At 56.6% G+C, this 22959-nt stretch carries 25 protein-coding genes; 7 read left to right on the forward strand and 18 right to left on the reverse strand.

Features of this window, described 5'->3' with window-relative positions; genetic code table 11:
* Positions 1-168: 168 nt before the first annotated feature.
* On the forward strand, positions 169-1089 hold the full coding sequence (locus ACR0NE_RS14110) for a sulfite exporter TauE/SafE family protein (protein ID WP_170395834.1): 921 nt from the start codon (positions 169-171) through the stop codon (positions 1087-1089).
* Position 1090: 1 nt separating this feature from the next.
* Positions 1091-1855, forward strand: coding sequence for a TIGR02186 family protein (locus tag ACR0NE_RS14115; protein ID WP_170597281.1), 765 nt, complete (start codon positions 1091-1093; stop codon positions 1853-1855).
* Positions 1856-1858: 3 nt separating this feature from the next.
* Here ACR0NE_RS14115 and ACR0NE_RS14120 read toward each other — a convergent pair whose 3' ends face one another.
* The 6 genes from ACR0NE_RS14120 to ACR0NE_RS14145 all read right to left on the reverse strand — a co-directional run bounded on the left by ACR0NE_RS14120 (position 1859) and on the right by ACR0NE_RS14145 (position 8766).
* A complete protein-coding gene (locus tag ACR0NE_RS14120) occupies positions 1859-2587 on the reverse strand; it encodes an SDR family oxidoreductase (protein ID WP_170566304.1) in 729 nt (242 codons plus the stop codon).
* Positions 2584-4116, reverse strand: coding sequence for an ATP-dependent DNA helicase (locus tag ACR0NE_RS14125; RefSeq protein WP_170597280.1), 1533 nt, complete (start codon positions 4114-4116; stop codon positions 2584-2586). The genes ACR0NE_RS14120 and ACR0NE_RS14125 overlap by 4 nt, the downstream gene beginning before the upstream one ends.
* A gap of 60 nt (positions 4117-4176) precedes the next feature.
* Positions 4177-4815, reverse strand: coding sequence for an acyl-homoserine-lactone synthase (locus ACR0NE_RS14130; protein ID WP_170423735.1), 639 nt, complete (start codon positions 4813-4815; stop codon positions 4177-4179).
* 83 nt (positions 4816-4898) lie between these two features.
* Positions 4899-5618: a helix-turn-helix transcriptional regulator gene (locus ACR0NE_RS14135; protein ID WP_170395826.1), complete on the reverse strand. Its 720-nt coding sequence runs from the start codon at positions 5616-5618 to the stop codon at positions 4899-4901.
* A 367-nt stretch (positions 5619-5985) separates the two neighbouring features.
* Positions 5986-7272 carry a crotonyl-CoA carboxylase/reductase gene (gene ccrA / locus ACR0NE_RS14140; RefSeq protein ID WP_170597279.1) on the reverse strand — a complete coding sequence of 429 codons (1287 nt, stop codon included), beginning with the start codon at positions 7270-7272 and terminating at the stop codon, positions 5986-5988.
* Between the two features lie 111 nt (positions 7273-7383).
* Positions 7384-8766 (reverse strand): 1-acyl-sn-glycerol-3-phosphate acyltransferase, encoded by a 1383-nt coding sequence (locus ACR0NE_RS14145; RefSeq protein ID WP_170597278.1) that lies wholly within the window; start codon positions 8764-8766, stop codon positions 7384-7386.
* Between the two features lie 145 nt (positions 8767-8911).
* Here ACR0NE_RS14145 and ACR0NE_RS14150 point away from each other — a divergent pair, with 145 nt between their 5' ends.
* The 3 genes from ACR0NE_RS14150 (at position 8912) to deoD (ending at position 12035) form a co-directional block, all read left to right on the forward strand.
* Positions 8912-10879 (forward strand): protein meaA, encoded by a 1968-nt coding sequence (locus ACR0NE_RS14150; protein ID WP_170597277.1) that lies wholly within the window; start codon positions 8912-8914, stop codon positions 10877-10879.
* 115 nt (positions 10880-10994) lie between these two features.
* On the forward strand, positions 10995-11306 hold the full coding sequence (locus ACR0NE_RS14155) for an H-NS histone family protein (protein WP_170408328.1): 312 nt from the start codon (positions 10995-10997) through the stop codon (positions 11304-11306).
* An 18-nt stretch (positions 11307-11324) separates the two neighbouring features.
* Positions 11325-12035 carry a purine-nucleoside phosphorylase gene (deoD, locus tag ACR0NE_RS14160; protein ID WP_170408329.1) on the forward strand — a complete coding sequence of 237 codons (711 nt, stop codon included), beginning with the start codon at positions 11325-11327 and terminating at the stop codon, positions 12033-12035.
* 12 nt (positions 12036-12047) lie between these two features.
* On the opposite strand, the gene ACR0NE_RS14165 is transcribed toward deoD, so the two are convergent.
* The 11 genes from ACR0NE_RS14165 to ACR0NE_RS14215 all read right to left on the reverse strand — a co-directional run bounded on the left by ACR0NE_RS14165 (position 12048) and on the right by ACR0NE_RS14215 (position 20480).
* Positions 12048-12911, reverse strand: a complete 864-nt coding sequence (locus ACR0NE_RS14165) for a DUF1989 domain-containing protein (protein WP_170513058.1) — start codon at positions 12909-12911, stop codon at positions 12048-12050.
* Positions 12912-13197: 286 nt separating this feature from the next.
* Complete coding sequence (locus ACR0NE_RS14170; RefSeq protein WP_170395806.1) at positions 13198-13338, reverse strand: hypothetical protein; 141 nt, start codon at positions 13336-13338, stop codon at positions 13198-13200.
* 137 nt (positions 13339-13475) lie between these two features.
* Positions 13476-14255, reverse strand: coding sequence for a succinate dehydrogenase iron-sulfur subunit (locus ACR0NE_RS14175; RefSeq protein WP_170408332.1), 780 nt, complete (start codon positions 14253-14255; stop codon positions 13476-13478).
* Positions 14256-14267: 12 nt separating this feature from the next.
* Complete coding sequence (gene sdhA, locus ACR0NE_RS14180) at positions 14268-16076, reverse strand: succinate dehydrogenase flavoprotein subunit (protein WP_170395802.1); 1809 nt, start codon at positions 16074-16076, stop codon at positions 14268-14270.
* 12 nt (positions 16077-16088) lie between these two features.
* On the reverse strand, positions 16089-16472 hold the full coding sequence (locus ACR0NE_RS14185; protein WP_170395800.1) for a succinate dehydrogenase, hydrophobic membrane anchor protein: 384 nt from the start codon (positions 16470-16472) through the stop codon (positions 16089-16091).
* A 13-nt stretch (positions 16473-16485) separates the two neighbouring features.
* Positions 16486-16869 carry a succinate dehydrogenase, cytochrome b556 subunit gene (sdhC, locus tag ACR0NE_RS14190; RefSeq protein ID WP_170597276.1) on the reverse strand — a complete coding sequence of 128 codons (384 nt, stop codon included), beginning with the start codon at positions 16867-16869 and terminating at the stop codon, positions 16486-16488.
* A gap of 204 nt (positions 16870-17073) precedes the next feature.
* On the reverse strand, positions 17074-17748 hold the full coding sequence (locus ACR0NE_RS14195) for a DUF1194 domain-containing protein (RefSeq protein WP_480459854.1): 675 nt from the start codon (positions 17746-17748) through the stop codon (positions 17074-17076).
* 66 nt (positions 17749-17814) lie between these two features.
* Positions 17815-18843, reverse strand: coding sequence for a MaoC family dehydratase (locus ACR0NE_RS14200; protein WP_170597275.1), 1029 nt, complete (start codon positions 18841-18843; stop codon positions 17815-17817).
* Entirely contained in the window at positions 18843-19049 is a 207-nt protein-coding gene (locus ACR0NE_RS14205) for a DUF1737 domain-containing protein (protein WP_170408336.1), read from the reverse strand. Before ACR0NE_RS14205 ends, ACR0NE_RS14200 begins: the two co-directional genes overlap by 1 nt.
* A 12-nt stretch (positions 19050-19061) precedes the next feature.
* Positions 19062-19616, reverse strand: a complete 555-nt coding sequence (locus ACR0NE_RS14210) for an NnrU family protein (RefSeq protein ID WP_170395794.1) — start codon at positions 19614-19616, stop codon at positions 19062-19064.
* 6 nt (positions 19617-19622) lie between these two features.
* On the reverse strand, positions 19623-20480 hold the full coding sequence (locus tag ACR0NE_RS14215; protein WP_170597274.1) for an HpcH/HpaI aldolase/citrate lyase family protein: 858 nt from the start codon (positions 20478-20480) through the stop codon (positions 19623-19625).
* Between the two features lie 175 nt (positions 20481-20655).
* Between ACR0NE_RS14215 and ACR0NE_RS14220 the strand changes: the two genes are divergently transcribed.
* The gene (locus ACR0NE_RS14220; RefSeq protein WP_170597273.1) at positions 20656-20955 is read left to right on the forward strand and encodes a hypothetical protein; all 300 of its coding nucleotides are present in this window, start codon (positions 20656-20658) and stop codon (positions 20953-20955) included.
* Here the strand turns inward: ACR0NE_RS14220 and ACR0NE_RS14225 are convergent.
* Entirely contained in the window at positions 20952-21707 is a 756-nt protein-coding gene (locus tag ACR0NE_RS14225; protein ID WP_170395788.1) for a sulfite exporter TauE/SafE family protein, read from the reverse strand. The two genes, ACR0NE_RS14220 and ACR0NE_RS14225, sit on opposite strands and share 4 nt — an antisense overlap.
* Positions 21708-21868: 161 nt before the next feature.
* Between ACR0NE_RS14225 and mdh the strand changes: the two genes are divergently transcribed.
* On the forward strand, positions 21869-22831 hold the full coding sequence (mdh, locus tag ACR0NE_RS14230) for a malate dehydrogenase (RefSeq protein WP_170353522.1): 963 nt from the start codon (positions 21869-21871) through the stop codon (positions 22829-22831).
* Positions 22832-22959 lie beyond the last annotated feature (128 nt).

Here is a 22959-nt window from a genome sequence, read left to right on the forward strand (position 1 = left end):
GGACGTGTCCCGCATCAGTTCCGCAGCCATGCTATCGACTATTTTCAGGTTGAGCCACGGAAACAACTAGATGGCCCCACCTGGCACGCGCGCTTCGTCTGTTGAGATTTATGTTACAAATGGCTTTGCCACACCGCGTGGTACGGCCTCTCCTGTCTAGAAGAAGCCATGCAGATTTACCTCCCGATTGCCGAAGTATCCGTAAACGCGTTTCTACTGTTTGGACTGGGTGGAATGGTGGGCATTCTGTCTGGAATGTTTGGCGTTGGCGGTGGGTTTTTGATGACTCCACTGCTGTTCTTCATCGGCATTCCGCCTGCGGTTGCGGTCGCAACCGAGGCAAACCAGATTGTTGCTTCATCATTTTCTGGGGTGCTGGCGCATTTCAGGCGCCGAACCGTGGACCTTAAAATGGGCACAGTCCTTTTGGTCGGAGGGCTGACAGGCGCTGCGTTGGGTGTTGTTGTCTTCAACTATCTCAAGAGCCTCGGACAGGTCGATCTGCTGGTCAAACTTTGCTATGTCGTATTTCTGGGCATCATTGGCAGTCTGATGTTTGTCGAAAGCCTGAACGCGATTAGAAAAACGCGGAAAGGCGGCACGCCGCCTCCGAAACGACGCCAGCGCGGTTGGGTGCACGCCATGCCGTTCAAGATGCGGTTTCGGACGTCGGGCCTGTACATCTCGGTCATTCCACCGCTTGTCGTAGGCCTGTTTGTCGGTGTCCTGTCTGCTATCATGGGTGTCGGCGGCGGGTTTATCATGGTGCCCGCGATGATCTATCTATTGGGCATGCCGACAAAGGTTGTTGTCGGAACTTCGCTGTTTCAGATCATCTTTGTAACCGCCTTCACCACGATGCTGCACGCCACCACCAACTATACCGTTGATGTCGTGTTGGCGGTTCTTCTGCTCGTCGGTGGCGTAGTTGGTGCCCAAATCGGAACAGTCATCGGCGCCCGAATGCCGGCTGAACAACTGCGCGTTTTGTTGGCGGCTCTTGTACTTGTCGTCTGCGGCAAGCTGGCGCTTGATCTTCTGCTTCAACCCGCCGAGTTGTATTCGCTTGGCGATGCGGGAGGGCACTAAGATGCTGCGTGTGATTGCTCTTCTTTGTCTGATCTGTCTGCCAGCCTACGCAGCCGAAGAACAGGTTGTTCTGGGCCTAAGTCAGGATCGCGTCTCGATTACCGCCAATTTTGACGGGTCCGAAATATTGGTTTTCGGCGCGGTAAAGCGCGAAGCCCCAATCCCGGACGGTCCACCGCTTGAGGTCATCGTATCGGTGGTCGGCCCATCCGAACCTGTCACCGTACGCCGCAAAGAGAAACGGTTCGGTATCTGGGTGAACACCGACAGCCTTGTTGTTGATCTGGCACCAAGCTTCTACGCCGTTGCCACCAGCGCCCCGTTTTCCGAGGTTCTGACTCAAACCGAAGACCTACGCTATAAGGTTTCGATCGAGCGTGCCATCCGGTCGGTCGGTGCGGACATGAGCATTCAGGGCGCACAGGATTTTTCCGAGGCGGTCATCCGCATCCGCGAAGATGAAGGGCTGTACTCGATCCGGGAAAACACAGTGGCTGTGGACGAACAGACGTTGTTCCGCACATCAATCGACATGCCGTCGGACCTGACCGAAGGCGACTACAGCGCCCGTATCTTCCTGACACGAGACGGAAAGGTGGTCTCGACCTTTGAAACCTCGATCGGAGTACGCAAAGTCGGGCTTGAGCGATTCTTGTACGCGATGTCGCGTGAACAACCCATTTGGTACGGGCTCATGTCACTGGCCATCGCGATTGCCGCCGGTTGGGGCGCTTCGACAGCCTTCCGCCTACTGCGCGAGAACTGATCGTCACCCGCGACCGATATAGGGCATGGTCGTGGCCATAACGGTCATGAACTGCACATTCGCCTCAAGCGGCAGTTCGGCCATATGCAGTACCGAGCGGGCGGCATCCCCGACATCCATGGTGGGATCAGGGTCGCGGCCTTCGGCAAGCGCCTCATCGACCAGCCCCTGCACCATCGGGGTGCGCGCATTTCCGATGTCGATCTGACCACAGGCAATTCCAAAACTCCGCCCGTCCAGAGAAAGGCTGCGCGTCAGACCGGTAATCGCGTGTTTCGTCGCAGAATAATGCACCGAGTTCGGGCGCGGCACATGAGCAGCGATTGAACCGTTGTTTATGATACGCCCCCCCTGCGGCGCCTGAGCCCGCATCGCAGCAAATGCAGCCCGTGCACACAGGAACATGCCGTTCAGGTTCACATTGACCGAGCCGTACCAATCCTCAAGCGCGATCTCGTCGATGGTGCCACCAGGGGCAAAAATCCCGGCATTGTTGAACAGCACGTCCAGTCGCCCGGTCTGTCGGGTGAATGCAGTAAAGGCGTTTGCAACGGCATCCGGGTCAGTCACATCGGCAACCAGCGGGATCGCCGAGGCGTTATGCTGTGCCATAGCAAGAAGTTTGTCAGCGCTGCGGGCCAGAAGCCCGACAGTCCATCCTTCTGACAGAAACAGCTCGGCGGTGGCGCGGCCTATGCCCGAGCTTGCACCGGTCACTATGATCGTCTTCATGTCTCTTCCGCCTCCAATGTCAGGGATGGTGCCGCAACCGCACGCAGGTCATCCACACGCAATGGGTGGGTCGGTTTCGACAAGCGGTTCCGCACTACCCAAATTAGCCTCTCCTGTGCGCGGGTTATGGCGACATAAGCTAAGCGCTTCCACAAAGGTTGCCCGGCCTCAGTACGGCCCATGCGGGCGGCTGCGTAGATGTCTGGCGCAAAGACCTGAACCGTGTCCCATTGCGACCCTTGCGCCTTATGGATCGTCACAGCGGCACCATGCAGGAACGTTGCCCCCATACGGGCAGCATAGGGAATGAACGGCTCCTCCTCATCGGGCTTTTCAATCTGCACGATCGACGCCGCCGAGACCTGAGGGTCTTCGGCCCCCATCACATGCAACCGCGAAAAACCCGGCTTGCGACCAGGGCCAAGATAGATGACCTGCGCGCCTTTAATCAGCCCGCGCGCCTCAAGGTCCAGCCGCTTTTTGCGGTGCTTCAACGGCAGCTCAATGCCGTCACAAATCAACGGTTCCCCTTCCAGTAGTTCAGTTTCCGGCGCGCCATGTACGGTGCGGAACGCCTGAATCAGCCGGATTCGGGTCGCATTGCGCCAGACAAGAACCGGGCTGCGCGCCATCAGATCAACTTCTACCCGCTGTCCCCAGACAACGCGGTCATCCTTTCGGGCAGTGTCCTCGATCAGACGTTCGAAATCCTCAAACCCCATGACCGGATCGGACAGAGCATGGGCGAGGTCTAGGATCGGGTTGTCCGCAGTTTGCCGATGCACTCGATGCAGGATTTGTTTGCGCGGCTCTGGCAACCCGTCGAACACCATCGAGCCCGATTGATTGACCGGCGCCAACTGCGCCGGGTCACCAAATAGCAACAAGGTTGGAAAGATTTCCTTTAGATCCTCGAATTGCCGGTCGTCTAGCATCGAGGCTTCGTCCACAAAACCGATATCCAGCGGCTCTTCCCGACGTTTCCAGCCGGTGATGAAATCCGAACCGCGCAACCCAGCAGCGGCCAGCGCACCGGGGATGGATTTGTTGTTGGCATAGAACGCGGCTGCGCGGTCCAGCGCTTCGTCTGTCAGCCCTTCGATCTCGGGCCGTTCGTCATTGCCCGCTAGCCATTCGGCGATCCGCTCGTATTCAGGGTCGTAAACAGGCGTATAGAGGATACGGTGGATCGTGGTCGCGGGCACCCCACGCAGCCGCAATACGCTGGCGGCCTTGTTCGTCGGCGCGAGGATCGCAAGGCTGCGCTTGTCGCGGGATTTGCGGCTTTCGAAATCACCCGAGATCAGGTTGACCCCCGTCTCGGCCAAAGCTTTGTAAAGCTCTGCCAGCAACAGGGTTTTGCCCGATCCAGCCTTGCCAATAACAGCCATCACACCAGACTTTCCGTTGCCGGGCAGTTTCAGCAGAGCGTCGTCTTCAAGGTCTACTCCGGCACCTCGCAACATCTCGGCAATGTTGTCAAAAGCGGCAGCCTGATCTTCGGAAAATGTGACTTGGGGCAAGGACATGGCGCGACCCTACAGGGACGCGCCGCGCGCTGCCAGATGCCGATTGGTTTTTCCGTATGCTTATGCCGACAAAGCGAACCGGTGCTGTGCGCCATGGCCAAATGCTGTCTTGAACCACAGGCGCGACAACTCTCGCGGGATGCCTGCGCGGGCTGCTACACGGTTGCAATCATCCGCTGAATAAGGCCACAGGCCGACCGAGATCTGATCGCGCCCTTTCCCTTCGGTGCCCAAAACCACCGGAGACGATCCGATCATACGGTAGATCCGGATCATGCGGGCATCAAAAACGCCCGCTATGTGGGTCAGGCCAAACCCTTCCATTACCTCACCGCCGCTCAGCATGATGGCCCCAGCAGTATGAGCGCTGGCGTTGCGCGAGAGGCAAAAGCGAGTGACCTCCCAGATTAGTGGGCTTCGGATCGGACTGCCCCCGGTGAGATGTCCGAATATGTCGTTCACCATGACCGGACCGGTCGTCGGTAGGATCCGCATGGACCCGCCATGGCTGCCATCTGCCTCTTCCCAAATCACATAGAGCGGGTTCAGGTCATCGTACTGATCCCGCTCTTCCCCCTTTTCATTAACCTTAACATCCCAGCCAAGGCGGGTTTTGAACTGATCCGCGCGATCCCTGAACATCCCCCTGGCCAATTCCGGAAAGTTATGCAGCTCATCGGCATACAAATAACGCAACATGACGTGTTCCCCTTATCGTCCATAGTTGGAACAAAGGGGGTACGAACACGTGGTTAATTTAAGGTGAGATCACCGTACGGTCGTTAAACGACTATTAATCCTCTACTGAGTGCAGTGGCGATTGCATGAGTCGTATTTTGCGCACCGAGTTTTGAGCGTGCGCTTTCGATATAGGCCCTGAGCGTATGCTCAGAAATGGAAAGCGAGTGCGCCACCTGCGCTCGGCTATACCCCAGCGCCAGCAATGTCATTGCATCGATTTCGCGGGGCGAGAGCCCCCGCATGTTGTCCGGCTGCCGTTCTTTTGCAAATTCCAGCGCTTTTCGATTGAGGAAATGCGCCACCAATATGAGATCTCGGCCATACGTTTCGACAAATGCCTGCCATGCGATGTCATCACAGCTGTTGTTGACCGTAAACAGCGCGAATTGCCCGCCTGGCCCCCGCAGCGGGATCGAATAGCCCTGATTGCCGACGCCATGTTCCTGCGCGTCCTGCAGGAAGGCCTTTACTGCTTTGCCCGACCAGTTCAGCTGTTTCCAGTCCACAGCGTGAAATCGCTGAAAACAACCCAGAATAACCGGATCAATACGATGATAATTCCTGTCTCGATACCGTTCATCCCAGGCATCCGAATAAGTCGTGAACCCGTATTGATCCCCGGCCCCATCAACCCAATGATATGTCATGTGGTCAATTTGCAGCTTGTCCCGCAACTGGACTGCTACGCTGGTCAGCTCGTCAAGCGTGCTGGTGCTTTCCAAATCCCCTAGGATCTGGCTCAAATCGAATTTTCTTCCCATTCGCGGGCGCGCAAGCCTCATCCTTTGAGGACGCAATCTCGGCCGCGGCGATCAGTCTTGTGTCGTCAAGCTGCTCGGCCAGCGCGCTCAACCCATTCGCCACAGCAAAGGCGTTTAGGTCCGACAGAACGTCCAAAATCCACTCATTTTGCGCCATCAGGGTGTCCCCGAAATAGTTAACGAAGGGTTAACACAACCATAACATGTGCAGACTAATTCGGCCTACTCGCTGCTTTCTACTCCCCAGAAATAGCGGGGGGCGATTTCTTAAAGCATTGAAAATACATGATCATCGATAGAAACGATGAACACCCGCAAGGCGTGTGTGCGCCCTGCGGGTGTTGCAGCTGCTGTTCGCCTGAGACCGTTAGTCGCGGGCAGCCAATACTTCTTCAAGGGTGCGCATGCCTGTATGCGGAGCCTGAACCAGCACCGACATGTTGCCCGGCTTGTGTTCGTTGCGCATCATCTTCATGTGCGCCTCAGGCAGATCCTGCCAAGTGAACACTTCGGACATGCACGGATCCAAGCGGCGCTCGACCATTAGCTGGTTTGCAGCCGAGGCCTGTTTGAGATGCGCAAAATGCGAGCCCTGCAAGCGTTTCTGGTGCATCCACATGTAACGCACGTCGAAGGTCAGATTGTAGCCAGTGGTCCCGGCGCAGATCACAACCATACCTCCCTTTTTCACGACAAAAGTGGACACCGGGAACGTGCTTTCGCCGGGGTGCTCGAACACCATGTCGACGTTCACACCTTTGCCGGTAATATCCCAGATGGCCTTGCCAAACTTGCGGGCTTCTTTGAACCATTCAGCATATTCCGGAGTATTCACCGTGGGCAGCTGGCCCCAGCAGTTGAAATCCTTGCGGTTGATGACGCCTTTGGCGCCAAGGTCCATCACAAACTCACGCTTGCTTTCATCCGAAATCACGCCGATCGCATTGGCACCCGCAGTGTTGATCAGCTGTATCGCGTAAGAGCCCAGACCGCCCGATGCGCCCCAAACCAGGACGTTCTGGCCCGGCTTCAGATCGTGCGGCTCGTGCCCAAAAAGCATCCGATAGGCTGTTGCCAAGGTCAGCGTGTAGCAGGCGCTTTCTTCCCAGGTCAGGTGCTTGGGACGCGGCATCAGCTGCTGTGCCTGAACATTTGTAAACTGCGCGAACGAGCCATCAGGTGTCTCATATCCCCAGATGCGCTGGCTGGGCGAATACATCGGATCACCACCATTGCAGTGTTCGTCATCGCCATCGTCCTGGTTGCAGTGAACCACGACTTCATCGCCGACTTTCCAGCGCTTCACTTTGTCACCAACCGCCCAGACGATGCCCGACGCATCTGAACCTGCGATGTGAAAGGGTTGGCCGTGGCCATCAAACGGGCTGATCGGCTTGCCAAGCGATGCCCAGACGCCGTTGTAGTTTACACCCGCCGCCATAACGAGAACCAGCACTTCGTGGCTGTCCAGCTTCGGGACATCAACGACTTCCAACTGCATCGCTGTGTCTGGCTCACCGTGGCGCTCTTTCCGGATGGCCCAGGCATACATTTGCTTGGGAACATACCCCATCGGGGGGATTTCACCCATCTCGTAGAGGTCCTTTTCCGGCGCCTCATACGACGCGATACCGCTGTCGACATCCAAAGCCATGCTGGCCTCCTTTTTCCAACTGTTGCCGCGCCGCAGAATCGCGGCTTTCCAAAGACGAAATATTAGCCCCTGAGTAATATTGCAACCGTTTTTGGTATCTATTTTGTAATTTTATGACCCAGCAGTTGCAGAAATACTTTCTGCACTTGCATCATTCTCAGCCCGAACAACGGGTTCTGATGCTGCCGCGTAATAAGCAAGCAGCTCTGATCGCTCGCCTGATGGGCGCAACACTCCAGCCTCACGACGCAGAATCCGTCGCTCGACCAACTGATTGATGGCATCGTCAACAGCCTCTCCATCATCCTGGGCAACCGCGTCGCCGCCCAACATCAGCAAACGCGCCTTCAACTCCTGCTCTGACATCTCACCTTCTTCCTGAACCAGCCGACACGCAGCAGGCACTGGAACAAAGGGAATTGCGGCGCCGATCCTGCGCATCAACTCGCGGGCCAGATCGGTTGTTAGGTCCCGTTCGTGCGCGACTCGAAATTCCTTCAGGGAAATCGGTGTCGCATACCGCACCGAGGCAATCCCGAATCTCTTGTAGCGCCCGACGAGCTTGCGCCAAATCTGCTTGAGCGACCAGCGGGTGATAACCCCGATCCGCGCGCGGAAGCGGCGTTCACTATCCTTCGCTGCCGCTGTTAATACGGTATCTTCAAGCACCCGATCATAGTTCAAAGCAACCGGAACAAACACCACATCCCGCCCCTGCGGTTCGACTCCGTCAAGGATATACTTCAACAATCCCAGCTTGGGGCGCCCCAGTTTGCCAGTCAGACTCAGCCCGCCCTCAGGGAACATGGCCTGCGTCACGCCCGCTTCGGTCGCGTGCCTTACATAGCTTGCAAGGACCTGTCGATATAGGTCGCTACCCGACTTGCGGCGAATGAAATAGGCCCCCATCGCGCGAATCAATCGACTTAGTGGCCAGACACGGGCCCACTCGCCCACAGCATAGGATAAGGTCGAATGGTCTGCCGCCAGATAGGTGACCAGCACGTAATCCATATTGCTGCGGTGGTTCATGACATAAACGACCGTCGCATCGGGATCGATACTGTCCAGCGCGGCTTTGTCCTCGTAACCCAACTGCACCTTGTAAAAGGCGTTGCTCAGCATGCGGGCAAAACGGATCGCGATGCTGAAATACGCCACTGTCGAGAATGAGGGCGCAATCTCGCGCGCATAACGCCGTGCCAATTCTGAGGCAACAGCGTCAGGCACACCTTCTTCTTTGGCATGCTGCTGCACCGCCCGGCTTACTTGCGGGTCATAGATAAGCCGTTGAATCATGTCATGCCGCCCCGCCAACTTGAACGGTTGGATCGGGCGCTGAAGGCGCTTGTTCAACCGTGCGACGGCGCGCTCAAGGCGGCGGCGGAAAAACCAGCGCACCGACGGAAACAAAAAATGCGAGGCAAATGTGACCGCGGCAAACAGCACGATCAGCACAAACAGCCAAAGCGGGATTTCCACAGTCTGCATCATTCGGGCACAGTGCCATCAAACGCGACCACCCACAATCTGCAGAAACCGTCGATGCCGCAACGCAGCGAATTGACATGTACTGAAAATTACTATTTACCACCATAGAACGTAATTTTGTTACCCACCGATCCGCGAGGCCCGACCCATGACGCAGTTGCAGAAAGATCGCCCCTGGCTCATCCGTACATATGCCGGTCACTCAACGGCCAAAGCGTCAAATTCGCTTTATCGTGCGAACCTGGCCAAAGGTCAGACCGGCCTATCCGTGGCCTTCGATCTGCCAACCCAAACAGGGTATGACAGCGATCACACTTTGGCGCGCGGCGAAGTTGGAAAAGTTGGGGTTCCGATCTGCCATCTGGGGGACATGCGGGTACTGTTCGATCAAATTCCGCTGGAACAGATGAATACCTCGATGACGATCAATGCGACTGCTCCTTGGCTTTTGGCGCTTTATATCGCAGTTGCCGAGGAACAGGGCGCGGACGTCTCGAAATTGCAGGGGACCGTCCAGAACGACCTGATCAAGGAATACCTGAGCCGCGGCACTTATGTGTGCCCACCAAAGCCATCGCTGAAGATGATCGCGGACGTGGCCGAATATTGCTACGATAACGTGCCCAAATGGAACCCGATGAATGTGTGTTCGTACCACCTGCAAGAAGCAGGCGCGACGCCTGAGCAAGAGCTGGCCTATGCTCTGGCGACTGCCATTGCAGTGCTGGACGAACTTCGCCCGCGCGTTCCGGCTGAAGACTTCCCAGCACTCTGCGGGCGGATTTCGTTTTTTGTGAATGCGGGCATCCGGTTTGTCACCGAAATGTGCAAAATGCGCGCCTTTGTGGATCTTTGGGACGAAATTCTGCAGCAGCGCTATGGCATTGAAAACCCTAAGTTCCGCCGATTCCGTTATGGCGTTCAGGTAAACTCGCTGGGACTGACCGAACAGCAGCCGGAAAACAACGTTTATCGCATACTGATTGAAATGCTTGCGGTGACGCTGTCTAAACGTGCCCGCGCACGTGCGGTGCAGTTGCCTGCATGGAACGAAGCGCTCGGCCTGCCTCGTCCATGGGATCAACAATGGTCGATGCGGATGCAACAAATCCTCGCCTATGAAACCGATCTGCTGGAATATGGCGATTTGTTCGACGGCAATCCGGTTGTCGACGCCAAAGTCGAAGAACTCAAAAATGGCGCACGGGCCGAATTGGCTAATCTCGAATCGATGGGCGGCGCGGTAGCCTCGATCGAATACATGAAATCGCGGCTGGTCGAGTCCAATGCCGAGCGCCTGAACCGCATTGAACGCAATGAAACCGTCGTCGTTGGCGTAAACAAATGGACCGAGGGCGAAGCCTCACCTTTGCAGACCGAGGATGGCGGCATCATGGTCGTCGACCCGGCGGTTGAACAGGAACAAATCGGGCGCTTGAACGACTGGCGTGCGGATCGGGATGACGCCGCCGTGGCTGCGGCGTTACAAGCCCTGCGCGAAGCAGCGAAATCTGGTGCCAATGTGATGGCACCTTCAATCGCTGCGGCCAAGGCCGGTGTCACAACTGGCGAATGGGCCGAGGAAATGCGCAAGGCCTACGGTACATATCGTGGACCAACTGGCGTCTCGGGATCTGTTTCGAACAAAACCGAAGGTCTGGAAGACCTGCGCGCAGCCGTAGATGCGGTAAGCGACCGACTGGGGCGCAGGCTGAAGTTTCTTGTTGGCAAACCTGGTCTGGACGGACACTCGAACGGAGCCGAACAGATCGCCTTCCGCGCACGCGACTGTGGCATGGATATCAGATACGAAGGTATTCGTCTTACGCCCGAAGAAATCGTAACTGCGGCACAAGAAGACAAAGCGCATGTGATTGGTCTATCGATCCTCTCTGGCAGCCACCTGCCTTTGGTGAAGGACGTGATGACGCGGCTGAAAGCAGCAGGGCTAAGCGATATTCCCGTCATTGTAGGTGGGATCATCCCCGATGAGGACGCGGATCAATTGCGTTCCATGGGTGTATCGAAAATCTATACGCCGAAAAATTTCGAATTGAATGCAATCATGGGCGATATCGTCACATTGGTTGACCCAACGGAAATTGCGGCTGAATAGAAAAGCATATTACAGAAATCTCCATTTCTATTTCCGGTAAAATGGGAATAGATAGGTTCGGGTTTATTCAATTTCCCCTGCAATAAGTAGGGGAATAGCCGAAATGGAGAAGATTATGGCGATCGATCTTGAAAAAATGTCGCGCAAAGAACTGCTCGAATTGCGCAATCGGGTCGAAAAGGCGCTAAAAACCGCCGAAGTGCGTGAGCGAAAAGAAGCATTGAAAGCTGCCGAAAAGGCGGCGGCGGAATATGGGTTTTCGTTGTCTGAATTGTCAGGAGACAGCGCTAAATCGGCAAAATCATCTAAAGCGAAATATCAAAATCCGAACAATCCGTCGCAAACCTGGACCGGGCGGGGCCGCAAACCGCAGTGGGTTCATGACGCAATCAAAGCCGGTACCGATATTACTGATCTGGAAATCTGATCGGGGGAAAGTGGCAAAATGACTATCCATATTGGAGCCCAAAAAGGCGAGATTGCCGAAACCGTTCTTTTGCCCGGCGACCCGTATCGCGCAAAATGGGCGGCCGAAACGTTTCTTGAAGACGTAAAGCTGGTAAACGAAGTGCGTGGCATGCTGGGGTTCACCGGCACCTGGAAAGGAAATCGTGTTACCATTCAGGGTAGTGGCATGGGGATGCCGTCTCTGTCGATCTACGTGAACGAATTGATCCGTGACTACGGCGCCAAAACTCTGATCCGGATCGGGTCATGTGGCGGGATGCAAGACAGTGTGAATGTGCGTGATGTTATTCTGGCGATGACGTCGACCACACTCAGCACCCCTTCGCGCGGGATCATGAGAGAAATAAACTTCGCCCCTTGCGCGGATTGGGGTCTTTTGCAGTCTGCAGCATTGGCTGCACAAGCCAAAGGTACGCCAACCCATGTTGGCGGCATCTATTCATCCGATGTCTTTTATGACGAACGCCCGGACCTGAACGAACAAATGGTTAGGCACGGTATTTTGGGTGTCGAGATGGAAGCGGCAGAGCTTTACATCCTTGCCGCGCGTCACAAATGCCGCGCATTGGCGGTACTGACAGTCTCGGACCACCTGCTGACCGGCGAAGCCCTGCCCTCATCGGACCGAGAAAGCAGTTTTGGCGACATGGTCGAAATCGCGCTGCAGGCGGCGTTCCCGGACAGCTGAATTGCGCGATATCTAGCGCCCGTGCGTGCGGTCATATCCGTTGCGCGCGGGGCTGCGCCATCCCTCAAGCGCACCTTCAGCCGGGGCAAAGGTTTCTACCAGCAGGGGATAACAGGCTGCGGTATCCGATGAATGCTCGGACGAGCAATCACCGCCCGGGCACGCGCTTAGATTTCCCAGCAGGTCAATCTCGGCGAAAAACTCAAGATAGTCTCCCGGACGGACAGGTGAGGCTTTCATGAAATACTGCCCGGTATCACGCGTGAAACCGGTGCACATGAACACGTTCAATACATCATGTACCGCAGGCTCGGCTTCGGCCAAAGAGACGCCCAAATGATCCGCCAGCGCGCGTGTCAGATTCGAATGGCAACAGTGATGGTACTGGGATCCAGCTAGCAAATTACCGGTATAGGGATCACATCGGGTCCCGATCACATCGTGCACCGACCCGCCGAAATCATCGATTCCGTACCACCCCAGCGTATCTGCAATGATTGTCGCCATCGGTCGCATATGTGGAAAGCTCGACCACATGCGCTCACCCACGGTGATATGTGTGCCATGCAACGCGCGCGTCTTGCCGGAATAGAACCGCTCGGAAAGGTCGTTGAGGTTCCACAGGTTTAGATCGCCAACTTGCGATCCTTCAACAGAAGTGATCCTAAAGAAATGCCCTGCAGGCACCTCAAAGCATCGCGCATCTCGCGGTGGCACCAACACCTCACCCGTTTTGTGCGCTGTATCACGCGCAGTTTGATAGAGCCCTAGATCGGGTTTTGGTAGCCCTTCATTCGGGTAGCAAATAACGGGCGCAATCGCGCGGCGCGCATCTGCATCCATGGGTGGGCGGGGAGTATTCCGAGATTCTGACATGGGCCGAGAGTGGCGCAGTTCGGCCCGGTGGGAAACCCCCAACAGCAGCTATTGTCCCTTCAGACACTGTGTGGGCTCAACATCAGATTTTGACACCGCGCCACAGTAAGCACAGCGCCACTGGCCCTCGCTTCGATGTTGCCGCCACCTGCAGTCGCGCGTCAGAGACGACGTGCGGGACCGCCAGAAAAAATAGGCAAAAACGCCAGCGGCGAGCAGAAGCATTAGAACGGGCATAGCTCTGCATTGCCTATTGTGTCGTAATTTTCAAGCCCGCGCGACACGGTTAAGCCGCGTTCGCATATTCAAACAATTCTGGTGTTTCGTCTTTGGCCGGAACTTTGGGCTCGGGCGTATAATAGGCCCAAGCTTGCTCCAGAAATTCCAACGCTTTGGCCGCGTCGTGTTTTTGGTTTTGCATGTTCATCGGAGTGACCTTTTTTCGAACTCATCACTCCTCCCTGCGCGGACTTTAAATCCGCGCTCGTACAAGCGCATCGCATAGTTTTGCAGAGGCGGCATGCACTTGCCGCAACCCGGCAAGTGCTTTGTTTTGGTGCGTGATCAGACCGCGCGGTCCACCATCATCTTCTTGATTTCTGCAATCGCTTTGGCCGGATTCAGACCCTTGGGACAGGTCTTGGCGCAGTTCATGATGGTGTGGCAGCGATACAGCTTGAACGGATCTTCCAGCTCATCCAAGCGCTCACCGGTGGCCTCATCCCGACTGTCGATGATCCAGCGGTAAGCATGCAACAGCGCGGCAGGGCCGAGATAGCGGTCGCCGTTCCACCAGTAGCTGGGGCACGAGGTCGAGCAACTGGCACACATCACACATTCATAGAGACCATCCAATTTCTTGCGGTCTTCGATGGATTGCTTCCACTCTTTTGCCGGACGATTGGTCTTAGTCTCCAACCACGGCATGATCGAGGCGTGTTGGGCGTAGAAATGAGTCAGATCAGGGATCAGGTCCTTGACCACCGGCATATGGGGCAGCGGGTAGATCTTCACGTCGCCCTTGATCTCATCCATCCCATAGATACAGGCCAGCGTGTTAATCCCGTCGATGTTCATCGCGCAGGACCCGCAGATGCCTTCGCGGCACGAACGGCGGAAGGTCAGAGTCGGATCGATCTCATTCTTGATCTTGATCAGAGCGTCCAGAACCATCGGGCCGCAAGTATCCATATCGACGAAATAAGTATCGACGCGCGGGTTCTGGCCATCATCCGGGTTCCAGCGATAGATCTGGAATTTGCGCACATTGGTCGCGCCGTCGGGCTTGGGCCAGGTTTTACCGGTGGTAATCCGGGAATTCTTGGGGAGGGTCAGTTGTACCATGGGTTCCTCTCCTTAGAACGTCCGCGCCTTGGGCGCGATTCTTTTCATGCTGATGCCGCCCTCGTCTTCGGTCGTCAGCGGATCAACGATAACCGGACGGTAGCTAAGCTCTACTTTGTTGCCATCGACACGGCTGACCGTGTGGACGCGCCAGTTCTCATCGTCGCGCTCGGTGAAATCTTCATGGGCGTGTGCACCGCGGGATTCCTTACGCGCCTCCGCACCAACGATGGTGGCCAACGCGCTTGGCATCAAGTTGGTGAGCTCCAGCGTCTCCATCAGATCGCTGTTCCAGACCAACGATCTGTCAGAAACCTTCAGATCATCCATCTTGGCGGCGATCGCGGTCATCTTCTCGACGCCCTCAGCCATGGTCTTCGAGGTGCGGAAAACCGCCGCGTCCTCTTGCATGGTGCGCTGCATCTCAAGCCGCAGATCTGCGGTTGGAATTGCGCCGCTGGCGTTGCGCGCCGCATCGAACCTGTCAAACGCTTTATCTACAGAGGCCTGGTTCAGAACCGGGTTCGACGCGTCGGCATCCACAACTTTGCCCGCCCGGATCGCCGCCGCACGGCCAAACACCACGAGGTCGATCAGCGAGTTTGAACCAAGACGGTTTGCCCCGTGAACCGAGGCACACCCGGCCTCGCCCACAGCCATCAGGCCAGGGACCACGGCAGTCGGGTTGTCGGCTGTCGGGTTCAGCACCTCACCCCAATAGTTCGTCGGGATACCACCCATGTTATAGTGCACGGTCGGCAGAACCGGGATCGGTTCCTTGGTAACGTCAACACCGGCAAAGACGCGCGCAGATTCTGAAATGCCCGGTAGGCGTTCCGCCAAAGCTTCGGCTGGCAAATGGCTGAGGTTCAGATGGATGTGATCGCCGTTGTCACCGTGGCCGCGCCCTTCGCGAATTTCCATGGTCATTGAACGGCTAACGTAGTCGCGCGGCGCGAGGTCTTTGTACTGAGGCGCATAGCGCTCCATGAACCGCTCGCCTTCCGAGTTGGTCAGGTATCCGCCTTCACCACGTGCACCTTCAGTGATCAGGCACCCCGATCCGTAGATGCCGGTTGGGTGGAACTGAACAAATTCCATATCCTGCAGTGCAAGACCCGCGCGGGCCACCATACCACCACCGTCGCCGGTGCAGGTATGTGCCGAGGTTGCACTGAAATAGGCGCGGCCATAGCCGCCGGTCGCCAGAACAACCATCTTGGCGTTGAAGACGTGCATCGTGCCGTCGTCCAGCTTCCAGCACACGACACCCTGACACTGTCCGTCCTCAGACATTATCAGATCAATGGCGAAATACTCGATGTAGAACTCGGCGTTGTTCTTCAGCGACTGACCATACAGCGTGTGCAGGATCGCATGACCGGTCCGGTCGGCGGCGGCACAGGTCCGCTGCACAGCGGGGCCTTCGCCAAATTCGGTGGTGTGGCCACCAAATGGGCGCTGATAGATCTTGCCTTCTTCGGTCCGGCTGAATGGCACTCCGTAGTGTTCTAGCTCATATACGGCTTTGGGTGCTTCACGCGCGAGGTATTCCATCGCATCGGTGTCACCCAGCCAGTCCGAGCCCTTTACGGTGTCATACATGTGCCACTGCCAATGGTCTGGCCCCATATTCGACAAGGACGCCGCAATGCCGCCTTGGGCGGCCACTGTGTGTGACCGGGTCGGGAATACCTTCGTCACGCAAGCGGTGCGCAAACCCTGCTCGGCCATGCCCAATGTTGCACGCAGACCCGCGCCACCGGCACCGACAACCACCACGTCATATTCGTGGGTTTCGTATTCATATGCTGCTGTCATTGTTCTTGTTCCTTACTGCGCATATCCGAGAGCCAGACGCGCGAGCGCAAAGAGACCCGCAGCAATCAGTGTGTATGCAAAAGCCTGCGCTGCCATCAGCGCCAGCTTTTCCGCGACGCCATGCACGTAGTCCTCAATCGCTTCCTGGGCTTCGCGCAACAAATGCGGGACGACAACAACCAGTGTCAGACCCATGATAATCGCCGGGAACGGGCGGCTGTAATAGGCCAGAGCCTCTTCGTAGGTTCCACCCAAAGCGTGCCCGAAGGTAAATACAAACAGCGGAACAAGGATGACCAATGCCGCCGAGCTGAGCATCATTTGCCAGTGGTGATGTGTACCTGCACGTCCGGCCCCCATGCCCTGCGCGCGTTTACGGTCTGTGAGAAACTGCATCGCGAACCTCCCCTTAAAGCGCTACGGCTGTGATCAGAGCCAGAACAGTTGCCAGCACGAACATGCCAATGCCCATCTTCTCGGACACCTCAACATCCACGCAATATCCCAGATCCCAGATGACGTGCCGCAAACGGCCCAACATGTGATAGAAAATGGCCCATGCCGCGCCAAACATGACCAGATCACCCAGGAAACTGGTCATCAATCCATTGATCAGCTCAAAGGCGCTTTCCGATGTGGCCGCAGCAAGTAACCACCAGACGACCAACAAAGCCAAACCAAAAGACGCAAGACCCGTGATGCGCACCATAATCGAAGATATGGAAGTCATCTGTGGACGATAGATCGTCAAATGTGGAGAAAGCGGGCGGTTGCCTCGATTTACATCGGCCATGTTGGCTCCTTTTCGGTTGGCTACCGAACGTTTTACTGTTTTTTACGACTCTGTCACGCGCTGCAGGTGCAAAATCCAGTAAATTTAACGCAAAATCGCTGATAAGCCGTGTTTGTGATCACACAAAATATTCTCGTGATCACAAATTACATTCGATACCGCCAATGTTAGCGTTTTCAATGAAAAAGCAATGTGATCACGAATCTATTGTTGGAGCGGCGTCAGCCCTGCAGTCTGCTGTGTCACCTCGCGTAAAAGCTTCTTGCGAATACGTTCGGGATAATCCGCGAAGCCTGCTGCAGAGACGACAAAGGCCCCCTCGCCAACGATGACGTTCTCGAAGAAATAGGCTGTCAGATCGGGTTCACTTTCTTCAATCGCGATCGCGTTCACGGTGATGCCGCGATCCCGCAGTTTGGCGTGGATTGTCGATGGCTCGATTCCTTCATTCGAAATTCCGTCGCCCGAAAGATCAATAAGATGCCTTTCGCATTCGGGCACGTCGTCAAAGCTGGCAACCGTCATATCGAGCGCCTCACCTATCGCAGTTGAGAAGTTACGCCAGACACGAGGGTCAGCTGCGACCTGATCAGCAAAACTGTCCAAGGTGTTAAAACTATCGATCCGGGTCCAGGGGATCGTGATCCTTTGGCGAGAACTGCCTGTCCATTGCACAAGCATCAGCCGAGCCTGTCCGCGCACCAAGGCCTCGGATACGATAGGGTCCCGCAGACCTGCGGCAAGACCGTCCATTTGGATACGATATTCCTCGGAATCAACCGAGCCTGAAACGTCTACGGCCAAGGCCAGAGCCAAATCACAAGCATAGGCCTGAGATGCCAGATACAGGCTGGCGGCGAGCGCACGAAACATCATCATGCGCCAAGCGTAGCATGGATTTCGCGGACCGTGATCACTTGAATGTCAGCCGCCAGAAGGCATTGGCTACATCGGCATAAGAGCCCAATAATCCAAATCTAGCAGAACGTTAGGAAGATATCTCCCCTCGTCATTGCGCAGAACGAAGGGCTCGCCGCCTTTGGTCGCAACAAGGCGCAAGCGGATGGCACCGATTCCGGGAGTTCCGGTCTCGGCCTTGTCCAAAACCTCGGACCAGGCTTTGATCGTATCGCCCGAGAAACAAGGGTTGGCGTGGGCACCTCCGTTCAGACCAACGATCATCTGCGCATTCGCCAGGCCATTAAACGACAAGGCACGCGCCATTGAGATAACGTGGCCGCCATAGATCAGCCGCCCCTCTGGACGGAAGGTGAGGTCGAAATGCACTTTGGCGGTGTTCTGCCACAGGCGGGTGGCCAGCATGTGCTCGGCCTCTTCGACGGTCACGCCATCGACGTGATCGATCGTTTCTTCCGTGTTGTACGCATCCCAGCGGTGGTTTTCGCCGGATTGTACAAAATTATATTTCGAGAAATCGAGCCCCTGCGGTACCGCCAGATCGCTGACATCAAGCGCCTTTTTCAGATTGGGCACCACCGTCTCTGGTGCAGGCGCATCGAGGTTTGATTTGCGCACCATGACCCAGCGAACATACTCGATCACCACTTCGTCGCGCTGGTTCAGCCCGCGGGTGCGGACCCAGACGACACCTGTTTTGCCGTTCGAGTTCTGCTTGAGGCCGATCACCTCAGATTCAGCGCGCAGCGTATCACCGGGGTAGACCGGTTGCAGCCAGCGCCCTTCGGCATAACCCAGATTAGCCACCGCATTCAGCGAGATATCGGGAACCGTTTTGCCGAATACCACATGGAACGCCGCCAGATCATCAATCGGGCTTTGCGGCAGGCCACAATTCCGGGCGAACTCATCCGAGGAATAGAGTGCGTGTCGCGCGGGATAGAGCGCGTGATAAAGCGCGCGCTCGCCATCCGTCACCGTGCGCGGCACGGCGTGATGCAGGATCTGCCCGACTGAATAATCCTCGAAAAAGTTACCCGGATTGGTTTTTGCCATTATTGCTGTCCCAGTTTCATGTCGGGGGTGTAATCAGCGGCGACCTCTTTGGTCACAGCCTGCGCGCAACGCATCACGTTATTTGCGGCGTCAAAGGCATAGGACGGGTCGCCATAAAGCTCCCATCCCTTTGCCAACGCGTCCGAGACCTTGTGGCAGAAGGCTGATGTGTCTTCCTCGGTCAACAAACGATAAAGTTTCGCCATTGATTAGGCCCCTTATCCACCAAACGGAGACGGACCAACCAGCCCGTGAATATAGCCCACAACGCCCAGCAGCACGATGGAGCCCACAAAGAACATGGCATCTTTGCCGTATGTGCCGGGTTCGCCCGGCGCCCAGTCTGGTTCGGATTTGTTGATCACGATCACTTCGACAATCGCCCAGGCCAGCAAGCCACCAAACAGGATGATCGACGCCAGATCACCGTTCACCAACAGGTGCGCAAAGGCCCAGAGTTTAAAGCCACCCAGCATGGGGTGACGGACCTTGTTCAACAGGCGACCTTTGGTTCCCGCAGGGCTGGCCAGATAGAACGCGATCAACACCAGCAGGTTGTTGACGTGAATCAGAAAGGTTGGCGGCGCCCAGACATATATGAAATCGGTCATGCGATAACCGAAGATCATCAACAATACCGAGGCCACCAAGGCGAGCGCCACGACGCCCTTGCCCGCGTCGCCCATGGCGGCACGTCGTTCCGGCATCGCGCGCTTAAAAAGATGTGCGGCCCACCAAAGTGCCACACCAAGGATCAGAAGAACAAAGCCCATACTGGCTTACCCCGCTTGCAAAGCTACTATCGCCTCTGCTTTTGCCAGAGTTTCTCGGGCAGTTACAACGTGTAGGTTTTCAACAATCTTGCCATCGACAACGGCGACCCCCTGCCCCTGCGACTCGGTTTCCTCGAAGGCGGCAATCTGACGGCGAGCCAGATCAATCTCATCCTCGGAAGGGGCAAAGGCGGAGTTTGCGATGTCGACCTGGGCCGGGTGGATCAGGGTTTTGCCATCAAAGCCCATGTCGTGGCCCTGGGCACACTCGGCGGCCAGACCGTCGGTGTCCTTGAAGGCGTTGTAGACGCCATCGACGATGATCAGCCCCTCGGCCTTGGCCGCCAACAGGCACAGGCCAAGCGAGGTCATCATCGGCAAACGGTCGGGGCGGAAGCGCGTCTGCAGCTCTTTCGCAAGATCGTTGGTTCCCATGACAAAGCCTGCCATCAGCGGATGTGCGGCAATTTCGGCTGCGTTCAGCATCCCGCGCGGCGTCTCCATCATCGCCCAGATCGGCAGGTCTCCGGTGATTGAGGTCAGCGCATCCACATCCGCAGCAGAACTCACCTTTGGCAACAGAACGGCATCTGCATCCATCTCGCGCACGGCTTCGGCATCCGCGCGCCCCCATTCGGTATCAAGCCCGTTGATCCGCACGATCTTGACCCGAGCGCCATAGCCTCCGGCGGCCAAAGCCGCCTTGAGGGTCTCGCGCGCGTTCTCTTTCTCATCAGCCGCAACCGCGTCTTCAAGATCAAAGATGATGGCGTCCACCGGCAAGGTGCGGGCCTTATCAAGGGCGCGTTCACGCGAGCCGGGGATGTATAGTACCGAGCGATAGGGGCGTTGGCGCGGGTCCACGGGACTCTCCCATTGAAATAATGTTGCGCGGAATGGGGCATTTTTTGACGGAAAGTTCAAGAACAAAATCGCCGCAGCGCAGCATTTCCTGCGCTGCGCAACGTGCGTTGCCTTAACGCAATGTCCTTTTGCCTACGGCACGCTGCTTTGAGCAAGAGCTTGAAAGGGGTGACCAATGAAAACGATTATGCTGAAAATGACGATTGGCTTGGGCATCATGGTACTGGCAGCGCAACAAGTCAGCGCACAGAATTGTGCGCCACGCGAGGACGTGATCAAGCGATTGGCAAAGTCCTATGGCGAAACCCGACGAGGCATCGGTATTGCGCGTCGGGGAGCGGTGATGGAGGTGTATGCCTCGGACCAAACCGGCAGCTGGACCATTGTTGTGACCTTGCCGGAAGGTGTGAGCTGCCTGATCGCCTCGGGCCAGTCTTATGAAACACTGGTCGAAACGCTGCCGCCCAACGCCTAAACCAGCGCATCCCAAATAAGTTTGCTTCCCGTCAGGGTCAGCAAGACGTAGGCAATGTTGAAAAACAATCGTTCGGAGAGCATGAAATGCGCCCGGACGCCCAGCCAGGCCCCGAGGATCGCAAACGGAGTCAGCAAGAGGTCTGCCAAGGCTGTGTGCCAGGTGAAGAGGCCCAGATAGGCGAAGGGCACGAATTTGACGGCGTTGATCACCCAGAAGACCAGCACGGTCGAGGCTTGAAATTCGGTTTTCGTCAGGCGTTGTGACAGCAGGTACACGGCGGCGGGTGGGCCGCCCGCATGGCTGACAAAGCTGGTGAATCCGGCGATCAGCCCGGCAAACAGGCCCGCCGATGGAGGCAACCGGTTGGCAAAGCCCCGCACCCAGCCTCTGGTCTGGGCAACGTGCCAGATCACAAAACCGACCGATATTCCGCCAATCAACAGACGTAGCAGATCGTCATCCGTCGCACGATAAAGCCACGCGCCCAGCGCGATACCGGGTACTGCGCCCAACATCAGAAGGCGCGAATCCGGCCAGCTCCAGCGTTTCCAATACGGCTTTAACGTCGCCAGATCGATCACCATCAGGATCGGCAGCATTAGCGCTAGCGCCTGTCCTGGCGTCAGTATCAGAGCCAGAATCGACGAAGATGCAAACGCCACTCCCGAGCCGAACCCACCTTTCGAGATGCCCGCGAAGATCACCGCCGGGATCGCCACTGCAAAAAACATCAGGTTCATCTCGAACATCAGGCACCCCGGAAATATGCATGATTCACAGGCGGTTTAGCGCAATCGGCGGGGTGGGTGCAAACGGTATGCGGTGGCATGCCGCGCCGCAGAAGGCTTGCGTGACGCCGCTTTTGCGACTAGCACAACCGCGATTTCAAAACCGACCGGAGATATTCCAAATGGCCAGACCCAAGATCGCGCTGATCGGCGCAGGTCAGATCGGCGGCACGCTCGCCCACCTCGCTGCAATGAAAGAACTTGGTGACGTCGTGCTGTTCGACATCGCCGAAGGCACCCCGGAAGGAAAGGCGCTGGACATCGCCGAATCCGGCCCCTCGGAAGGCTTCGACGCCAAGCTGAAAGGCACCCAGTCTTATGAGGATATCGCCGGTGCCGACGTCTGCATCGTCACCGCTGGCGTGCCGCGCAAGCCGGGCATGAGCCGCGACGACCTGCTGGGCATCAACCTGAAGGTCATGAAATCGGTCGGTGAAGGCATCGCCGCAAACGCTCCGGATGCGTTCGTCATCTGCATCACCAACCCGCTGGACGCGATGGTTTGGGCGCTGCGTGAATTCTCGGGCCTGCCGCACAACAAAGTCTGCGGCATGGCGGGCGTTCTGGACTCGGGCCGTTTCGCACACTTCTTGTCGGAAGAGTTCAATGTGTCCATGCGCGACGTCACCGCTTTTGTTCTGGGCGGCCATGGCGACACGATGGTGCCTTCGGTACGCTACTCGACCGTTGCCGGTATCCCGCTGCCCGATCTGGTTGAGATGGGCTGGACCACGCAGGAAAAACTGGACGCCATCGTTCAGCGCACCCGTGACGGCGGCGCAGAAATCGTTGGCCTGCTGAAGACCGGCTCGGCTTTCTATGCACCGGCGACTTCGGCGATCGAAATGGCCGAAGCCTACCTGAAAGACCAGAAACGCGTTCTGCCTTGTGCAGCCTATTGCAACGGCGAACTGGGTGTCGACGGCATGTATGTCGGCGTGCCTACCGTAATCGGTGCAGGTGGTATCGAGCGCGTCGTCGACATCAAGCTGAACGAAGAAGAACAGGCCGGTTTCGACAATTCGGTCAATGCCGTTAAGGGCCTGATCGAAGCATGCAAGGGCATCGACAGCTCGCTGGCCTAAGTCACGAACCCTAAAACCAATGAACCGGCCCTCTTCACGGGCCGGTTTTCTTTTACACGGTGCCAAGCTGGCTAGAAGATGTTCGCGCAAACGTCGCAAAACTCATCTATGAATGTGTTTTGTGGGCA

This window comes from Ruegeria sp. C9, from assembly GCF_056537585.1.

What these genes read in the sequence shown, in the direction of transcription:
- ACR0NE_RS14225 (WP_170395788.1), bottom strand. Translation starts at nt 21,707, where the DNA reads ATGTTCGAGATGAACCTGATGTTTTTTGCAGTGGCGATCCCGGCGGTG.
- ACR0NE_RS14200 (WP_170597275.1), bottom strand. Translation starts at nt 18,843, where the DNA reads ATGGCAAAAACCAATCCGGGTAACTTTTTCGAGGATTATTCAGTCGGG.
- ACR0NE_RS14130 (WP_170423735.1), bottom strand. Translation starts at nt 4,815, where the DNA reads ATGTTGCGTTATTTGTATGCCGATGAGCTGCATAACTTTCCGGAATTG.
- ACR0NE_RS14150 (WP_170597277.1), top strand. Translation starts at nt 8,912, where the DNA reads ATGACGCAGTTGCAGAAAGATCGCCCCTGGCTCATCCGTACATATGCC.
- deoD (WP_170408329.1), top strand. Translation starts at nt 11,325, where the DNA reads ATGACTATCCATATTGGAGCCCAAAAAGGCGAGATTGCCGAAACCGTT.
- ACR0NE_RS14145 (WP_170597278.1), bottom strand. Translation starts at nt 8,766, where the DNA reads ATGATGCAGACTGTGGAAATCCCGCTTTGGCTGTTTGTGCTGATCGTG.
- ACR0NE_RS14185 (WP_170395800.1), bottom strand. Translation starts at nt 16,472, where the DNA reads ATGCAGTTTCTCACAGACCGTAAACGCGCGCAGGGCATGGGGGCCGGA.
- ACR0NE_RS14220 (WP_170597273.1), top strand. Translation starts at nt 20,656, where the DNA reads ATGAAAACGATTATGCTGAAAATGACGATTGGCTTGGGCATCATGGTA.
- ACR0NE_RS14120 (WP_170566304.1), bottom strand. Translation starts at nt 2,587, where the DNA reads ATGAAGACGATCATAGTGACCGGTGCAAGCTCGGGCATAGGCCGCGCC.
- ACR0NE_RS14110 (WP_170395834.1), top strand. Translation starts at nt 169, where the DNA reads ATGCAGATTTACCTCCCGATTGCCGAAGTATCCGTAAACGCGTTTCTA.
- mdh (WP_170353522.1), top strand. Translation starts at nt 21,869, where the DNA reads ATGGCCAGACCCAAGATCGCGCTGATCGGCGCAGGTCAGATCGGCGGC.
- ACR0NE_RS14175 (WP_170408332.1), bottom strand. Translation starts at nt 14,255, where the DNA reads ATGGTACAACTGACCCTCCCCAAGAATTCCCGGATTACCACCGGTAAA.
- ACR0NE_RS14170 (WP_170395806.1), bottom strand. Translation starts at nt 13,338, where the DNA reads ATGAACATGCAAAACCAAAAACACGACGCGGCCAAAGCGTTGGAATTT.
- sdhC (WP_170597276.1), bottom strand. Translation starts at nt 16,869, where the DNA reads ATGGCCGATGTAAATCGAGGCAACCGCCCGCTTTCTCCACATTTGACG.
- ACR0NE_RS14210 (WP_170395794.1), bottom strand. Translation starts at nt 19,616, where the DNA reads ATGGGCTTTGTTCTTCTGATCCTTGGTGTGGCACTTTGGTGGGCCGCA.
- ACR0NE_RS14125 (WP_170597280.1), bottom strand. Translation starts at nt 4,116, where the DNA reads ATGTCCTTGCCCCAAGTCACATTTTCCGAAGATCAGGCTGCCGCTTTT.
- ACR0NE_RS14115 (WP_170597281.1), top strand. Translation starts at nt 1,091, where the DNA reads ATGCTGCGTGTGATTGCTCTTCTTTGTCTGATCTGTCTGCCAGCCTAC.
- ACR0NE_RS14195 (WP_480459854.1), bottom strand. Translation starts at nt 17,748, where the DNA reads ATGATGATGTTTCGTGCGCTCGCCGCCAGCCTGTATCTGGCATCTCAG.
- sdhA (WP_170395802.1), bottom strand. Translation starts at nt 16,076, where the DNA reads ATGACAGCAGCATATGAATACGAAACCCACGAATATGACGTGGTGGTT.
- ACR0NE_RS14165 (WP_170513058.1), bottom strand. Translation starts at nt 12,911, where the DNA reads ATGTCAGAATCTCGGAATACTCCCCGCCCACCCATGGATGCAGATGCG.
- ACR0NE_RS14155 (WP_170408328.1), top strand. Translation starts at nt 10,995, where the DNA reads ATGGCGATCGATCTTGAAAAAATGTCGCGCAAAGAACTGCTCGAATTG.
- ACR0NE_RS14135 (WP_170395826.1), bottom strand. Translation starts at nt 5,618, where the DNA reads ATGGGAAGAAAATTCGATTTGAGCCAGATCCTAGGGGATTTGGAAAGC.
- ccrA (WP_170597279.1), bottom strand. Translation starts at nt 7,272, where the DNA reads ATGGCTTTGGATGTCGACAGCGGTATCGCGTCGTATGAGGCGCCGGAA.
- ACR0NE_RS14205 (WP_170408336.1), bottom strand. Translation starts at nt 19,049, where the DNA reads ATGGCGAAACTTTATCGTTTGTTGACCGAGGAAGACACATCAGCCTTC.